A 14,648-nucleotide genomic window follows, 5' to 3' on the forward strand; every position below is an offset into this window, starting at 1 on the left:
GGGGTCGCGCATGAAGGCATGGCGCCTGCGAGGACCGGGCAGGCGGCCCAGCGTGGCTACGAGAGCGCGGATCGCGTATCGAGCCACGCGCACGTTTCACTCTCGCGGTACCGGTGTCTGAGCGGAGTGTTTGCCCGTGCGCGGGCAAACACGCAGCGAGTTCGGCCGCGGGGACGCCTGCCCGGTCCTCGCAGGTTTGCCGAGCGCCGCAGGCGCGAAGGACGCCATGCCAGCGCGATCCCGGCCCCGCCCGCACGGGGGTTGGCAGCCCGTGCGATGCACAAAAGCGGGAAGCGGCGCAACAGCGCCGCTTCTTCAACGCTCTGGATCCCCGCCTGCGCGGGGATGACGGGCAGACGCCTTCAGCGCCCCGACCGATACGTCATCACCTGCACCACGCCGCGGCCCGGGGCATAGATGTAGCCGTAGTCCAGCCCGTTGCTGGTCCAGCGGTACTGCAGCGCCCCCGCGACGCCCTCGTAGGTGCAGGAGAGTTTCTCGATGGTGATGCTGGACACTGCCCGGCGGCTGCCGCCGTACACCGTCGCATAGCTGCGCTTCTGCCCCTGCTGCCACAGGCCCACCGGGAACTTGCCCTCGTTCACGGCATTGCCGAAGCGCTCGTCGTAGACGCGGCCGATGGCCGTGCGGTCGGGCGTGAACGCAAAGCGCTCGTGGGCCCGCGGAACCTTGCGCTCATAGACCTCGTAGTCCTTGCCGCCCTCGCCGGTCCAGCGCACCGGCCCTTCGAGCGTGACCTCCCCGCCGCCGAGGCGGCCGTCCGGGAGCACGTTGACGAAGGGGTAGCTGCGCCGCACGGGGGCGAACACCAGTTCCGGCTTCTCCGGCGCCGGCAGGCCGGTCAGCAGTTCGACGGGGATGAAGCGCTCGGTCACCGAGGCGTCCTGTTCGCACACCGGGGCTTGCTGCGCCGCCGCGGCGGCCGCGAGAAAGGCGACGGCGGCCGCAGCCGCGTTCCGGGACCATTCCATCGAATCTCCTCCTGAGGTGCGGGCCAGTCTAGCAGGGCAGCAGGGCGCGACCGGCGGACGCTATAATCGCGGGCTGACTGCGGAAAGTACGCCGGATGTCCCGGCGCGGCTCCCGACACCTGACGAGGACCCCATGAAAGAAGGCATTCACCCCAACTACCGCGACGTCTGCTTCGTGGACCTGTCGAACGGTTTCAAGTTCGTGACCCGCTCGTGCGTGCAGACGCGCGAGATGGTGAAGATGGACGACGGCCGCGAGCTGCCGCTGTTCAAGCTGGACACCTCCAGCGAGTCGCACCCGTTCTACACCGGCACCCAGAAGTCGGTGAACGACATGGGCGGCCGCGTGGACAAGTTCTTCAAGAAGTTCGGCAAGGCCGGCGCCACCAAGTAAGGCGCACGGTGCCCCTGCAAGAAGGCAGCCTCCCGGCTGCCTTTTTCGTTGGAGGGCTCCCGCAGCCACTGTGACACACTCCCGCGCGTGAACCGGCCCACTCCCGCCATCGTCACCCAGAGCGCCGTGCGCCGCCTGCCGCGCGTGGCGCTGCTGCTGCTCTGCGCGGCCTACGTGATCCCCGGCTTCGTGGGCCGCGAGCCGTGGAAGAACGCGGACATCATGGCCTTCGGCTACATGTTCGAGCTCGCCACCGGCCGCGCCGACTGGCTCGACCCCACCATGCTGGGGCAGCCTCCGGACTTCGATGCCCTGCTGCCCTACTGGCTGGGTGCCTGGTTCCTGAAGGTCGCGCCGGCCTGGATCCAGCCGGATTTCGTCGCGCGGCTTCCCTTCGCGGCCCTGCTGATCGTGACGCTGGCCGCCACCTGGTACGGGGTCTACTACCTGGCGCGCACGCCCTACGCGCAGCCGGTGCCCTTCGCCTTCGGCGGCGAGGCGGCGGCGCCGGACTATGCCCGCGCGATCGCCGACGGCGGCCTGCTGGCCCTGATCGCCTGCCTGGGCCTCATGCAGCTGTCGCACGAGACCACGCCGGCGCTGGCGCAGCTCGGATTCACGGCGCTGGCTTTCTACGGCCTGGCGGCCCTGCCCTATCGCATCCTGATGCCGTCGATCGCGCTGGCGTTCGCGCTGCCCGGCCTGGCCCTCAGCGGCGCGCCGGCGATGGGCGTGGTGTTCGCCGCGGGCGGCGCGATCATCCACTGGATCAACGCGCCCCACGACAGCGACGCGGAAGGCCGCGGTCTGCGCGGCGCGCTGCTCGTGCTGCTGCTGGCGCTGGGCGCCGGCGCGATCGCCGCGGCCCTGGACACCTGGCACTGGCGGCTGGAGCCGTCGCAGGGCCCGGGGCGCGAGTGGCAGTCCCTGGTGCGCCTGGTGCTGTGGTTCACCTGGCCGGCCTGGCCGCTGGCGCTCTGGACGGCGTGGCGCTGGCGCCGCCAGCTCGCGCGCCGCCACGTGGCCTTGCCGCTGTGGTTCGCCCTGGTGTCGCTGGTCACGACCCTGCTCGCGCCGAACCCCGACCGCGCGCTGCTGCTGGGACTGCCGGCGCTCGCCGCGCTCGCCGCCTTCGCGCTGCCGACCTTCGAGCGCAGCGTCGCGGCGCTGATCGACTGGTTCACCCTGCTGTTCTTCAGCGGCTGCGCGATCGTGATCTGGGTGATCTGGATCTCGCTGCAGACCGGCGTGCCGGCCAAGCCCGCGGCCAACGTCGCGCGGCTCGCGCCCGGCTTCGTCCCGAGCTTCGGCTGGACCGCCTTCTTCGCCGCCCTGCTCGCCACCGCCGCCTGGCTGTGGCTGGTGCGCTGGCGCACGAGCCGCAGCCGCGAGGCGATCTGGAAGAGCCTGGTGCTGCCCGCCGGCGGCACGGCGCTGGTGTGGCTGCTGGTGATGACGCTGTGGCTGCCCGTGCTGGATTACGCGCGCAGCTACAAGCCGGTCGTCCAGGGCATCACGGCGCGGATGGACGCGCCCGGCTGCGTGGAGGTGTTCGGCCTCACCCGCCCGCAGATCGCGGCGCTGCGTTACCACGGGCGGCTCGACCTGCGCAGCATCGAAGTGCAGAGCGCCTGCCCCTGGCTGGTGGCCTCCCAGGACCTGCAGGTGTCGCTGCCCATGGTGGTGAACCTCAGGCAATGGCGCCTGGTCACCACCGTGCGCCGCCCGACCGACCCGCGCGAGAACCTCCTCCTGTACAAGAAGCGGTGACGGAACGCGCGACCATCGCCCGGCACGCGGCCACCGTGCTCGCCGGGCAGCTGGCCACCATGGCCTTCGGCATCACCGACACCATCGTCGCGGGCCGCTATTCGCAGCAGGCGCTCGCGGCCCTGTCGGTCGGCTCCGCCGTCTACATCACGGTGTTCGTCGCACTCATGGGCGTGCTGCAGGCGCTGCTGCCCACCTGGGCGGAGCTGCACGGCGCGGGGCGGCGGCGGGACGTCGGCCGCTCGGTGCGGCAGGCCCTGTACCTCGCCGTGCTCGCGGCAATCGCCGGCGTCTTCGGCCTGCTGTTCCCCAATGCCCTGCTGCAGGGCACCGAAGTCCCGCCCGCGCTGCAGGACGACGTGCGCCGCTACCTGGGCGTGCTGGCCCTCGCCTTGCCGCCCGCGCTGCTGTTCCGCATGTACAGCACGCTCAACCAGAGCCTGGGCAAGCCGCAGCTGGTGACGTGGCTGCAGCTCGGCTCGCTGGCGCTGAAAGTGCCGCTGACCATCTGGTTCGCCTTCGGCGGCGCGGGCCTGCCGGCCATGGGCGCGGTGGGCTGCGCGTGGGCGACGGTGGCGGTGAACTACCTGTTCCTGGGCATCGCGATCCGGCTGGTGCGCACCGACGCGCTGTACCGTCCGTACGCGATCTGGCGGCCGATGGAGCCGCCACACTGGCCCACCATCGTGCAGTTCGCGCGCCTGGGCGTCCCCGCCGGCCTGGCGATCATGGTGGAGGTCACGTCCTTCACGCTGATGTCGCTGTTCATCGCGCGCCAGGGCACGCTGTCGGCCGCGGCGCACCAGATCGCCGCCAACCTCGCGGCGGTCATGTACATGGTGCCGCTGTCGCTGGCGATCGCGACCAGCGCGCGGGTGAGCTTCTGGCTCGGCGCGGGCGACCCCAAGAAGGCGCGCAGTGCGATCCGCACGGGCTTTCGCATGGGCCTGTCGATGGCGGTGCTGCTGGGCGTCGTGGTGCTGCTCACGCGCGAAGGCATCGCCTCCCTGTATTCCGCCGACCCGCAGGTGGCCGCCGTCGCGGGCGGCCTGCTGGCCTTCGTCGCGGTCTACCACCTCGGCGATGCGGTGCAGGCGCTGTGCGTGTTCGTGCTGCGCTCCTACCGCGTGGCGGTGGCGCCGCTGGCGGCCTATTGCGTGCTGCTGTGGGGCGTGGGCGTGGTGGGCGGGTACCAGCTCGCCTACCGCGGCCTCGGCTCGTGGCCGGCGCAGAACAGCCCGGCCGCCTTCTGGATCGCCAGCAGCACCGCGCTGGCGCTGCTGGCCGTCATCCTGCCGCTGATTCTGTGGCGGTCCGTGAAGCGCTTCCGTCCGCCGACGGCGCCTGCGGCCGCACGCGCGCAGCCGGCAGCAGAATAGAAAAGGTCGAGCCCGCGCCCGGCGTGCTGTCGATGCGCAGCTCGCCGCCGTGCCGCTGCACGACATGCTTGACGATGGCGAGGCCCAGGCCGGTGCCACCGGTCTCGCGCGAGCGGCTGCGGTCGACGCGGTAGAAGCGTTCGGTCAGGCGCGGCAGGTGTTCGGGCGCGATGCCCGGGCCGGTGTCGTGCACGCTGAAGTGCAGCCGGCCATCGGCCTGCAGGCCGGCGGCCACCGCGATCCGGCCGCCCGTGGGCGTGTAGCGCACCGCGTTGCTCACCAGGTTGGAGAACGCGCTCTGCAACTCGCTCGCCATCCCGCTCACCGCGGCCGGCGCCGCCGGCGCGAAGTCCAGCTCGAGGCTCTTGCCCAGCGACGGCGCGAGCGCCCGCGCTTCCTGTTCGCACTGGGCGAGCAGGCTCGCCACGGGCGTCCACTCGCCGGTGCCGGGCAGCGGACTGCCTTCCAGCCGGGAGAGCGTCAGCAGGTCGTTGACCAGCGTCTGCATGCGCTGCGTCTGCTGCGCCATCATCTGAAGGTAGCGGGCGCGATCTTCCTGCGGCAGATCGAGGCTGCGCAGCGTCTCCACGAAGCCGGACAGCACCGTGAGCGGCGTGCGGATCTCGTGGGACACATTGGCCACGAAATCGCGGCGCATCACGTCGGCCTGCTCCACCGCGGTGACGTCCCGCGACAGCATCAGCACGCGGCCCTCCCCGTAGGGATGCAGGCGCAGCGACAGCCGCCGCGGGTGCGACGCCGTGCTGCCCGGCGCCGGGATCACCACGTCGTCGGTCTCGGTGCGGCCCGCGTAGAAGGCGCCGAAGTCGGGATCGCGCAGCAGGTTGACGATGTGCTGCTGCAGGTCGCGCTCGCGGTCGAAGCCGAAGTGGGCCGCCGCCGTGTCGTTGATCCACTCGATGCGGCCGCGCGGATCCAGCAGCACCACGCCATTGGGCGAGGCGCGGATGGCATCGAGGAAGTCGTCCAGGCGCAGTTCGGCGTCCTCCACCTGCTTCTCGCGCACGGACACGGCGCGCCGCACCCGGTCGAGCGCCTCGCCCCAGAGGCCGCCCAGCGCCGGCGGACGCCGCAGGTCGCCTTCGCGCAGCCAGCGCAGCGCCCGCAGGCCGCGGCCGGTGTCGACGGCAAACCAGAGCAGCGCCCCGAGGGCCAGCCCCAGTTCGGCACCCGAGTCGCCCGCGACGAACCAGCCGCCGAAGCCGCCAGCCGCCAGGCACAGCAGGAAGATGGCGACGCGAAAGGTCACGGCGCCGGTCTCACGCGCCGGCACCGGCGTTGCCGGCGGGCTGCGCGGTGATGCGGTAACCCGCTCCGCGCACCGTTTCCACCAGGGCGCCCGCCGCGGGGCCGAGCGCCTCGCGCAGGCGCTTCACGTGCACGTCCACCGTGCGTTCCTCGATGAAGACGTGGTCGCCCCACACCTTGTCCAGGAGCTGCTGGCGGCTGTGCACCCGCTCCGGATGCCGCATCAGGTAGTGCAGCAGCTTGAACTCCGTGGGCCCGAGCTTCAGCGCGCGCCCGTGCCAGCTCACGCGGTGCGCCGCGCCGTCGAGCACCAGCGCGCCCAGGGTGACGGTCTCCTCGCTCTTCTCCGGCATGCGCCGGCGCAGCACCGCGCGGATGCGCGCCATCAGCTCCTGCGTCGAAAAGGGCTTGGTGATGTAGTCGTCGGCCCCCGCATCGAGGCCGCTCACCTTGTCGGATTCGTCGCCGCGCGCGGTGAGCATCAGGATCGGGATCGCCTTGGTGCGCGCCTCGCCGCGCCAGCGGCGCGCCAGCGCCACCCCGCTCTGGCCCGGGAGCATCCAGTCCAGCAGGATGGCATCGGGCAGCACGGCGTCGATCTCGCGCTGCGCCGCGGCGCCGTCCTCCGCCCAGACCGGCGACATCCCGTTGTGGCGCAGGTTGACGGCGATGAGTTCCGCGATGGCGGGTTCGTCCTCGACGATCAGGATCCGTGGCTGCTGCTTCATCGCACCCTTACTTGATCGCGGACTCGATGTTCTCCATCGAGCTGTGGCGCACGTCGGCGCCCTTCACCACGTAGATGATGAACTCGGCGATGTTCTTGGCGTGGTCGCCGATGCGCTCGATCGCCTTGGCCACGAACAGCAGGTCCAGGCTGCTGGAGATGGTGCGCGGATCTTCCATCATGTAGGTGATCAGCTTGCGCACGAAGCCGTCGAACTCCTTGTCCAGGAGGTCGTCGCCCTTCATGATCGCCACCGCCGCCGCGGTGTCCAGGCGCGCGAAGGCGTCCAGCACCTTGCGCAGCTGCGCCGACGCGAGGTCCGCGGCGACGCGCAGTTCGCTGGCCGGCAGCGAGCGCGCCGCGCCGCCCTTGTCCAGGATCGACTGCACCATGCGCGCGATGCGCCGCGCCTCGTCGCCCACGCGCTCCAGGTTGGCCGTGGTCTTGGAGATCGCCATCAGCAGGCGCAGGTCGCGCGCCGTCGGCTGCCGCCGCGCGATGACCGACGAGAGCTCGCGGTCGATGTCCACTTCCATCTGGTTGACGCGGTCCTCGGTCTCCATCACCTGGCGCGCGATGTCGCCGTTGAATTCGGAGACCGCGAGGATCGCCTGGCGGATCTGCGACTCCACCAGGCCGCCCATTTCCATGACGCGCGAAGACAGGGAATTGAGTTCGCTGTCGAACTGGGTGGAAAGATGCTTGTCGACCATTGTCGTTGTCCTCCTCGTCTCAGCCGAAGCGGCCGGTGATGTAGTCCTCGGTTTCCTGGCGCTTGGGCTTGAAGAAGATCTGCTCCGTCTCGCCCACCTCGATCAGGTCGCCCAGGTACATGTAGGCGGTGTAGTCGGACACCCGCGCCGCCTGCTGCATGTTGTGCGTGACGATCACCACCGTGTAGTCCTTCTTCAGCTCGATGATCAACTCCTCGATCTTGCCGGTGGAGATCGGGTCCAGCGCCGAACAGGGTTCGTCGAGCAGGAGCACGTCGGGCTTGATCGCGATGCCGCGGGCGATGCACAGGCGCTGCTGCTGGCCGCCGGACAGGCCCGAGCCGCTCTGGTTCAGCTTGGCCTTGACCTCTTCCCACAGCGCCGCCTTGCGCAGGGCCCACTCGACGCGGTCGTCCATGTCGGCGTCGCCCAGGTTCTCGAACAGGCGCACGCCGAAGGCGATGTTGTCGTAGATCGACATCGGGAACGGCGTCGGCTTCTGGAACACCATGCCGACCTTGGCGCGGATCAGCGCCACGTCCTTCTTCGACGTGAGCAGGTTCTCGCCGTCCAGGATGATCTCGCCCTCGGCCCGCTGGTCCGGGTACAGCTCGAACATGCGGTTGAAGGTGCGCAGCAGCGTGGACTTGCCGCAGCCCGAGGGCCCGATGAAGGCCGTGACCTTGTTCTCGGCGATGTCGAGGTTGATGCCGCGCAGCGCGCGGAAGGCGCCGTAGTAGAAGTTCAGGTCGCGCACCGACAGCTTGGGGCGCAGGGGCGGGGGAGCGATCTTGTTTTCCATGTTCCGTCGTTCAGGTGCGGTTGCGCGTGAGCAGCCGCGCCAGGATGTTCAGGCCGAGGACGGCGAGCGTGATGATGAAGACGCCGGCCCAGGCCAGCTGCTGCCAGTTCTCGTACGGGCTCATCGCGAACTTGAAGATGGTCACGGGCAGGCTCGCCATCGGTTCGCCCAGGTCGGAGGTGAAGAACTGGTTGTTCAGCGCCGTGAAGAGCAGCGGCGCGGTCTCGCCGGCGATGCGGGCCACGGCCAGCAGCACGCCGGTGACGACGCCCGCGCGCGAGGCCCGCAGCGTGATCTTGATGATCACCTTCCACTTGGGCGCGCCCAGTGCGTACGCCGCTTCGCGCAGGCCCGCGGGCACCAGCAGCAGCATGTTCTCGGTGGTGCGGATCACCACCGGGATCACGATCAGCGCCAGCGCGATCGCGCCCGCCCAGCCGGAGAAATGCTTGTAGCGCGCCACGACGACCGCGTACACGAACAAGCCGATGACGATCGAGGGGGCCGACAGCAGGATGTCGTTGACGAAGCGCGTGGTGGCGCCGAGCCAGCCCTTGGGGTCGTACTCGGCCAGGTAGATGCCGGCCATGATGCCGATCGGCGTGCCGACGAAGGTGGCGAGCAGCACCATCAGCAGCGATCCCCAGATGGCGTTGAGGATGCCGCCGGCCTCGTTGGGCGGTGGCGTCATCTGGCTGAAAGTCGCCCAGGTGAGGCCGGTGACCCCGAGCCTGAGGGTCTCCCACAGGATCCAGATCAGCCAGAACACGCCGAACGCCATGGCGGCCAGCGACAGCGCGAGGGCGATGCGGTTGAAGCGCTTGCGGCGCGCGTACATGCGTTCGCGCTCCAGCGAAAGATCCTGCGAGCGGATCAGGCGTGCGGACGTGCTGGTCATCAGGAATCCTCCCCCAGGCTTGTCCGCTGCGCGGCCTTCTCCTCCCCCCTCCGCAAGCGGAGGGGGCGAGCGCCTTCGGGCGGCCGTGCGGCGCTCATGACCGCGCTCCCTCGTTGCGGCGCAGGCGCGCCAGCAGCAGCTTGGACAGCGACAGCACCACGAAGGTGATGAAGAACAGCACCAGGCCCAGGTAGATCAGCGCCGCCTGGTGCAGGCCGTCGCCGGCCTCGGCGAATTCGTTGGCGAGCGCGGAGGTGATGCTGTTGGCGGGCGCGAACAGGCTCAGCGTGTCGAGCTGGTTGAAGTTGCCGATGACGAAGGTCACCGCCATGGTCTCGCCCAGGGCGCGGCCGAGGCCCAGCATGATGCCGCCGATCACGCCGCCCTTGGTGTACGGCAGCACCACCTTGTAGACGACCTCCCAGGTGGTGGAGCCGAGCGCGTAGGCCGACTCCTTGAGCATCGGCGGCGTCACCTCGAAGACGTCGCGCATCACCGCCGCGATGAAGGGGATGATCATGATGGCGAGGATGATGCCCGCGGCGAGGATGCCGATGCCCACCGGCGGGCCGGAGAACAGCGTCCCGAGCACGGGGACCTCCCCGAACAGCGTCTGCATCGGCTGCTGCACCCAGGTGGCCAGCAGCGGGCCGAACACCAGCAGGCCCCACATGCCGTAGACGATCGACGGCACGGCGGCCAGCAACTCGATCGCCGTGCCCAGCGGCCGTTTCAGCCACGAGGGCGACAGTTCGGTGAGGAACAGCGCGATGCCGAAGCTCACCGGCACCGCGATGAGCAGGGCGATCAGCGAGGTCGCGAGCGTGCCGTAGATCATCACCAGCCCGCCGAACTCGCCGGCGACCGGGTCCCAGACGCTGTTGGTGAGGAAGCCCAACCCGTACTTGTGGAGCGCGGGCATGGCGCCGATCACCAGGGACACCAGGATGCCGGCCAGCAGGCCCAGCGTGAGGAGCGCGGCCAGGCGCGCCGTCCAGCCGAACAGGCGGTCGATCACCGCGCCGGCGCGCACGCGCCCCGTGGAGGCCTGGATCGCGTTCGCGCGGGGCGCCGCCATCGCGGGTTGCAGGCGGGCGGTTTCAGTCTGGAAGCTGGAGGACACTATTTATACGCCACCGCGTTGCCGGAGGCGTCCTTGATTTGCGCGGACCAGAGCTTGTCGACCTGCTGCTTCACCGCTGCCGGCATCGGCACGTAGTCCAGGTCGTCGGCGGTCGGGTCGCCGTTCTTGTAGGCCCAGTCGAAGAACTTCAGCGCCGCGGCGGCCTGCCCGGGCTTGTCCTGCGACTTGTGCATCAGGATGAAGGTGGCGCCCGTGATCGGCCACGCCTGCGCGCCCGGCTGGTCGGTGAGGATCTGGTAGAAGCTTTTGGACCAGTCGGCACCGGCGGCCGCCGCCTGGAAGGCCTTGTCCTCGGGGGCGACGAACTGGCCGGCCGCATTCTGCAGCAGCGCGTACGACATCTTGTTCTGCTTCACGTACGCGTATTCGACATAGCCGATGGCCCCGGGCAGGCGGCCGACGAAAGCCGCGACCCCTTCGTTGCCCTTGCCGCCGCTTCCGGTGGGCCAGTTCACGGCGGTGCCTTCACCGACCTTGGACTTCCACTCCGCGTTCACCTTCGACAGGTAGTTGGTGAAGATGAAGCTGGTGCCCGAGCCGTCCGCGCGCCGCACCGGCGCGATCGCCGCATCGGGCAGCTTCACGCCGGGGTTCAGCGCGGCGATCGCGGGATCGTTCCACTTCTTGATCTTGCCCAGGTAGATGTCGCCCAGCAGCTGGCCATTGAGGCGCAGCTGGCCCGGTCCGACGCCCTGGATGTTCACGACCGGCACCACGCCGCCGATCACGGTCGGGAACTGGACCAGGCCCTTCTGCGCCAGTTCCTCGTCTTTCAGCGGCATGTCGCTGGCGCCGAAGTCGATCGTCCTGGCCTCGATCTGCTTGACGCCGGCGCCGGAGCCGACCGACTGGTAGTTGATCCTGACGCCGGACGCCTTGTTGTAGTCGGCGGCCCACTTGGCGTACAGCGGAGCGGGGAAGCTCGCCCCGGCACCCGTGACGCCCGCACCGCCTCCGGCCGGAGGCGTGGCGGCTGGCGTGGTCGTGGCGGCAGGAGCGGAACCGCCGGCAGGAGCCGGCGGTTCGGACTTGCCGCAACCGGCCAGGCCGGCGGCGGCAGCGAGAGTGGCGAAGGCGAGGCAGATCTTCATGGTCGGGAGTCCTTGGGTGCCGTCTTCAGGACGACTCCGCCGACTTTATGAAGGTTCTGTGACATTTCCGTGACAGGCTGTCCTGCGCGGGTGTCGGACAGTCACCGACACGCCCCCCACGCAGCTCTTCACTTGTACGCCAGGACCTTGCCGGAAGCGTCCTTGATCTCGGCCGACCAGAGCTTCTCGATCTGGGCCTTGACCGCGGCGGGCATCGGCACATAGTCGAGCTCGTCGGCCGTCTTGTCGCCGTTCTTGTACGCCCAGTCGAAGAACTTGAGGGCGGCGGCGGCCTGCGCGGGCTTGTCCTGGGCCTTGTGCATCATGATGAAGGTCGCGCCCGTGATCGGCCACGCCTGGGCACCCGGCTGGTTGGTGAGGATCTGGTAGAAGCTCTTCGTCCAGTCGGCGCCCGCGGCGGCCGCCTTGAAGGCGCTGTCGTCCGGCGCCACGAACTGCCCGGCCGCGTTCTGCAGCAGCGCATAGGTCATCTTGTTCTGCTTGACGTAGGCGTACTCGACATAGCCGATCGAATTCGGCAGGCGGCCCACGAACGCGGCCACGCCCTCGTTGCCCTTGCCGCCGGCGCCCGTCGGCCAGTTGACGGCCGTGCCCTCACCCACCTTGGCCTTCCAGTCGGCGTTCACCTTCGACAGGTAGTTGGTGAAGATGAAGCTGGTGCCGGAGCCGTCGGCGCGGCGCACGGGGGCAATCGCGGCGTCGGGCAGGTTCAGGCTGGGGTTGAGCGCCTTGATGGCCGGGTCGCTCCACTTGGCGATCTTGCCCAGGTAGATGTCGCCCAGCACCTGGCCGTTCAGGCGCAGCTGGCCCGGGGCCACGCCCTTGATGTTCACGACCGGGATCACGCCGCCGATCACGGTGGGGAACTGCACGAGGCCCTTCTTGGCGAGCTCTTCGTCCTTCATCGGGGCATCGGAAGCGCCGAAGTCCACCGTCTTGGCTTCGATCTGGCGCATGCCCGCGCCGGAACCGACGGACTGGTAGTTGATGCGCGCGCCGGTGGCGCGGTTGTATTCGGCGGCCCACTTGGAATACAGCGGGGCCGGGAAGCTCGCGCCGGCGCCGGTCACGTCCTGGGCCGCGGCGAGGCCGGAGACGGCCAGGGTGGCGAGGCCGATGCTGGCGATGCGGAAGCTGATGTTCATGTGAGTCCTCATGGTGAAGTGATGTCGAACGGGACGGACTGTACGGACGGGTTGTGACAGCCGCATGACAGGCCCGGACCGTCACGCGAGCGTCATGTTCATGTCACGACACCGTCACGAACGCTTCCTAAGCTCGGCCGCGCATTCGCACAGAGGAACCACAACCATGCAACGCCGTCTCATCACCCTCCTTCCCCTCGTCGCCCTGATCGCCGCCTGCGCGAGCCAGCCGGTGCAGTCGCCCTCCAACGTCGCCGAGACCATCGCGCGCGATCCGCAACTGAGCACGCTGAATTCTCTGGTGGTCCGCGCCGGCCTCGCCGAAACGCTGAAGGCGGCCGGTCCCTACACGGTCTTCGCGCCCACCAACGAGGCCTTCCAGGCCGTGCCGGCGAAGACGATGGACGAACTGGCCAAGGATCCCGCGCGCCTGAAGGACGTGCTGGCGTATCACGTGGTGCCCGCCAAGCTCACGGCGGCCGAGGTCAAGGCCGGCAACGTGAAGACCGCGCAGGGCGCCAGCCTCGCCGTGGCGCGCGCCGGCGAATTCGTCACCGTGGAAGAAGCCATGGTGGAGAAGGCCGACATCGTGGCGACCAACGGGGTCGTGCACAAGGTCGATCGCGTCCTGATGCCGCCGCGCCGCTGATGCGCGGCCCGTCCCTGAGGCGCCGCACGCTGCTGGCGGGCGGCGCCGCCTTCGTCTCGCTGCCGCTGGCGGCGCAGCCGCGCGCCGCGGCGCGGCCGCTGGTGATCGGGCAGGTCTTCGATGCGTCGCTCGCGGAGCAGGACGTGTCCAAGGATTTCCTGGTCGGCGCGCGCGCCGCGTGGCAGGCGATCCAGTCGCAAGGCGGCCTGCGCGGACGGCCCGTGCAGCACGTGACCGTCGAAACCGACGGCAGCGCCGCCGGCGTGCGACAGGCCCTGCGCACGCTGCTGGACAACCCGAACTGCGTGGCGCTCTCCGGCACCGTCGGCGACCCCGCCGCCGTGCAGGCCGTCATGGCCTTGCGCCAGGACAACGTGTCGATCGCGCACGCGGCCCCCTGGCTGCAGAACTCGGGGCTGGAAGTCGACGAGCGCACCTTCCCGATCTTCGCAGGCCGGCAGGAGCAGATCGCCCATGCGCTGAAGTCGCTGTCGGTGATGGGCGTGAGCGAGGTGGGCGCGGTGTACGCGTCGGAGCGCGAGTCCAGCCTGTACCAGCGCGACGTGGCCGGCACGGCCGCGGCGCTGCGGCTCAAGGTCGCGAGCTTCCGCGGCAGCGGCGATCTCGAACTGCTCGGGCGCAAGCTCGGTCCCGGCACGCCCGCCCTGCTCCTCTTCCTCGGCGGCACGCCGGAACTGGTGCAGTTCACGCGCGGGCTGGAGCGCGAGGCGCGGCAGCGCTACGTGATCGCGCTGGCCGACGTCAACCTGCAGACCGTGCTGCAGATGGGCGCGGGCAAGGCGACGCCGGTGATCGCGACACAGCCGGTGCCGATGATGGGGGCGCCGCTGTCGGTGGTGCGCCGGTACCGCGAGGTGCTCGCGCGCCTCTTCGACGAGCCGCCGGCGGCCCTGAGCCTCGCCGGCTTCATCGCCGCGCGCTACACCTTCGAGGTGCTGAACGCGATCGACGGACCCGTCACGCGCGCTTCGGTGCTCGCGGCCTTCCAGCGGCGCGCCGACGTCGACGTGGGCGGCTACCGCGTGAGCTACGACGACAACCGGCGCAGCGCCGGCTTCGTCACGCAGAGCATGCTGACGCCGGACGGGCGCGTCGTGGGCTGAGACAGAACCCACGCGCGCGATGCGCGGTGCTATGCTGGCCCGCCGCGCCGCCTTCCGCATGCAACACGGTACCCTGCTCGCCGCCGTCGACCTCGGCTCCAACAGCTTCCGCCTGGAGATCGGGCGCCTCGACCACGGACAGCTCCAGCGGGTCGAGTACCTGAAGGAGACCGTGCGCCAGGGCAACGGCCTCGACGAGGCGCGCAACCTCACCCCCGAAGCCATGGAGCGAGGCTGGGCCTGCCTGGCGCGTTTCGCCGAACGGATCGCCGGCTTCCCGCGCGCGCAGGTGCGCGCGGTGGCCACGCAGACGCTGCGCGAGGCGCGCAACCGCGACGAGTTCCTCGCCCGCGCGCACCAGGTCCTGGGCTTTCCCATCGAAGTGATCTCCGGCCGCGAGGAAGCCCGCCTGATCTACCAGGGCGTGGCGCACCTGCTGCCGCAATCGGACGAGAAGCGGCTCGTCGTGGACATCGGCGGCCGCTCCACCGAGCTGATCCTCGGCCGCCAGTACCAGGCCGAAGTCACCG

14 protein-coding genes and 1 pseudogene are annotated in these 14,648 nt (G+C 69.9%); 6 read left to right on the forward strand and 9 right to left on the reverse strand.

Annotated features, from left to right (window positions below):
- Positions 1–362: 362 nt before the first annotated feature.
- Positions 363–992: a hypothetical protein gene (locus VF522_RS13595; RefSeq protein ID WP_330908814.1), complete on the reverse strand. Its 630-nt coding sequence runs from the start codon at positions 990–992 to the stop codon at positions 363–365.
- Positions 993–1,125: 133 nt separating this feature from the next.
- Here VF522_RS13595 and VF522_RS13600 point away from each other — a divergent pair, with 133 nt between their 5' ends.
- The 3 genes from VF522_RS13600 (at position 1,126) to VF522_RS13610 (ending at position 4,535) form a co-directional block, all read left to right on the forward strand.
- Positions 1,126–1,386 carry a type B 50S ribosomal protein L31 gene (locus tag VF522_RS13600; RefSeq protein WP_330908815.1) on the forward strand — a complete coding sequence of 87 codons (261 nt, stop codon included), beginning with the start codon at positions 1,126–1,128 and terminating at the stop codon, positions 1,384–1,386.
- 87 nt (positions 1,387–1,473) lie between these two features.
- Complete coding sequence (locus VF522_RS13605) at positions 1,474–3,156, forward strand: hypothetical protein (RefSeq protein ID WP_330908816.1); 1,683 nt, start codon at positions 1,474–1,476, stop codon at positions 3,154–3,156.
- Entirely contained in the window at positions 3,153–4,535 is a 1,383-nt protein-coding gene (locus tag VF522_RS13610; protein ID WP_330908817.1) for an MATE family efflux transporter, read from the forward strand. Before VF522_RS13605 ends, VF522_RS13610 begins: the two co-directional genes overlap by 4 nt.
- Here the strand turns inward: VF522_RS13610 and phoR are convergent.
- From phoR to pstS (VF522_RS13650), 8 genes are all read right to left on the reverse strand, one after another.
- A complete protein-coding gene (phoR, locus tag VF522_RS13615) occupies positions 4,444–5,805 on the reverse strand; it encodes a phosphate regulon sensor histidine kinase PhoR (RefSeq protein ID WP_330908818.1) in 1,362 nt (453 codons plus the stop codon). The two genes, VF522_RS13610 and phoR, sit on opposite strands and share 92 nt — an antisense overlap.
- Before the next feature lie 10 nt (positions 5,806–5,815).
- On the reverse strand, positions 5,816–6,532 hold the full coding sequence (gene phoB, locus VF522_RS13620) for a phosphate regulon transcriptional regulator PhoB (RefSeq protein ID WP_330908819.1): 717 nt from the start codon (positions 6,530–6,532) through the stop codon (positions 5,816–5,818).
- A 7-nt stretch (positions 6,533–6,539) separates the two neighbouring features.
- Complete coding sequence (gene phoU, locus VF522_RS13625; RefSeq protein ID WP_330908820.1) at positions 6,540–7,244, reverse strand: phosphate signaling complex protein PhoU; 705 nt, start codon at positions 7,242–7,244, stop codon at positions 6,540–6,542.
- A 19-nt stretch (positions 7,245–7,263) separates the two neighbouring features.
- Positions 7,264–8,046: a phosphate ABC transporter ATP-binding protein PstB gene (gene pstB, locus VF522_RS13630; RefSeq protein WP_330908821.1), complete on the reverse strand. Its 783-nt coding sequence runs from the start codon at positions 8,044–8,046 to the stop codon at positions 7,264–7,266.
- 10 nt (positions 8,047–8,056) lie between these two features.
- A complete protein-coding gene (gene pstA, locus VF522_RS13635; RefSeq protein ID WP_330908822.1) occupies positions 8,057–8,944 on the reverse strand; it encodes a phosphate ABC transporter permease PstA in 888 nt (295 codons plus the stop codon).
- A gap of 94 nt (positions 8,945–9,038) precedes the next feature.
- On the reverse strand, positions 9,039–10,022 hold the full coding sequence (gene pstC / locus VF522_RS13640; protein ID WP_330908823.1) for a phosphate ABC transporter permease PstC: 984 nt from the start codon (positions 10,020–10,022) through the stop codon (positions 9,039–9,041).
- Positions 10,023–10,066: 44 nt separating this feature from the next.
- Positions 10,067–11,179 carry a phosphate ABC transporter substrate-binding protein PstS gene (gene pstS, locus VF522_RS13645; RefSeq protein WP_330908824.1) on the reverse strand — a complete coding sequence of 371 codons (1,113 nt, stop codon included), beginning with the start codon at positions 11,177–11,179 and terminating at the stop codon, positions 10,067–10,069.
- Positions 11,180–11,307: 128 nt separating this feature from the next.
- Positions 11,308–12,345, reverse strand: a complete 1,038-nt coding sequence (gene pstS, locus VF522_RS13650; RefSeq protein ID WP_330908825.1) for a phosphate ABC transporter substrate-binding protein PstS — start codon at positions 12,343–12,345, stop codon at positions 11,308–11,310.
- Positions 12,346–12,511: 166 nt separating this feature from the next.
- Here pstS (VF522_RS13650) and VF522_RS13655 point away from each other — a divergent pair, with 166 nt between their 5' ends.
- From VF522_RS13655 to VF522_RS13665, 3 genes and pseudogenes are all read left to right on the forward strand, one after another.
- Positions 12,512–12,994, forward strand: coding sequence for a fasciclin domain-containing protein (locus VF522_RS13655; RefSeq protein ID WP_330908826.1), 483 nt, complete (start codon positions 12,512–12,514; stop codon positions 12,992–12,994).
- Positions 12,994–14,118 (forward strand): ABC transporter substrate-binding protein, encoded by a 1,125-nt coding sequence (locus VF522_RS13660; protein WP_330908827.1) that lies wholly within the window; start codon positions 12,994–12,996, stop codon positions 14,116–14,118. Before VF522_RS13655 ends, VF522_RS13660 begins: the two co-directional genes overlap by 1 nt.
- A 58-nt stretch (positions 14,119–14,176) precedes the next feature.
- Positions 14,177–14,648, forward strand: a pseudogene (locus VF522_RS13665) (exopolyphosphatase); the annotation flags it as partial.

This window comes from Ramlibacter sp. (genome assembly GCF_036383835.1).
In the GTDB taxonomy this organism is placed as follows: domain Bacteria; phylum Pseudomonadota; class Gammaproteobacteria; order Burkholderiales; family Burkholderiaceae_C; genus Ramlibacter.

Bases quoted from the DNA above. Each gene is read 5' to 3' on its own strand.
- pstS (WP_330908824.1), bottom strand. From the start codon at position 11,179: ATGAAGATCTGCCTCGCCTTCGCCACTCTCGCTGCCGCCGCCGGCCTG.
- pstS (WP_330908825.1), bottom strand. From the start codon at position 12,345: ATGAACATCAGCTTCCGCATCGCCAGCATCGGCCTCGCCACCCTGGCC.
- VF522_RS13660 (WP_330908827.1), top strand. From the start codon at position 12,994: ATGCGCGGCCCGTCCCTGAGGCGCCGCACGCTGCTGGCGGGCGGCGCC.
- phoU (WP_330908820.1), bottom strand. From the start codon at position 7,244: ATGGTCGACAAGCATCTTTCCACCCAGTTCGACAGCGAACTCAATTCC.
- pstA (WP_330908822.1), bottom strand. From the start codon at position 8,944: ATGACCAGCACGTCCGCACGCCTGATCCGCTCGCAGGATCTTTCGCTG.
- VF522_RS13655 (WP_330908826.1), top strand. From the start codon at position 12,512: ATGCAACGCCGTCTCATCACCCTCCTTCCCCTCGTCGCCCTGATCGCC.
- VF522_RS13600 (WP_330908815.1), top strand. From the start codon at position 1,126: ATGAAAGAAGGCATTCACCCCAACTACCGCGACGTCTGCTTCGTGGAC.
- pstB (WP_330908821.1), bottom strand. From the start codon at position 8,046: ATGGAAAACAAGATCGCTCCCCCGCCCCTGCGCCCCAAGCTGTCGGTG.
- VF522_RS13595 (WP_330908814.1), bottom strand. From the start codon at position 992: ATGGAATGGTCCCGGAACGCGGCTGCGGCCGCCGTCGCCTTTCTCGCG.
- pstC (WP_330908823.1), bottom strand. From the start codon at position 10,022: ATGGCGGCGCCCCGCGCGAACGCGATCCAGGCCTCCACGGGGCGCGTG.
- phoB (WP_330908819.1), bottom strand. From the start codon at position 6,532: ATGAAGCAGCAGCCACGGATCCTGATCGTCGAGGACGAACCCGCCATC.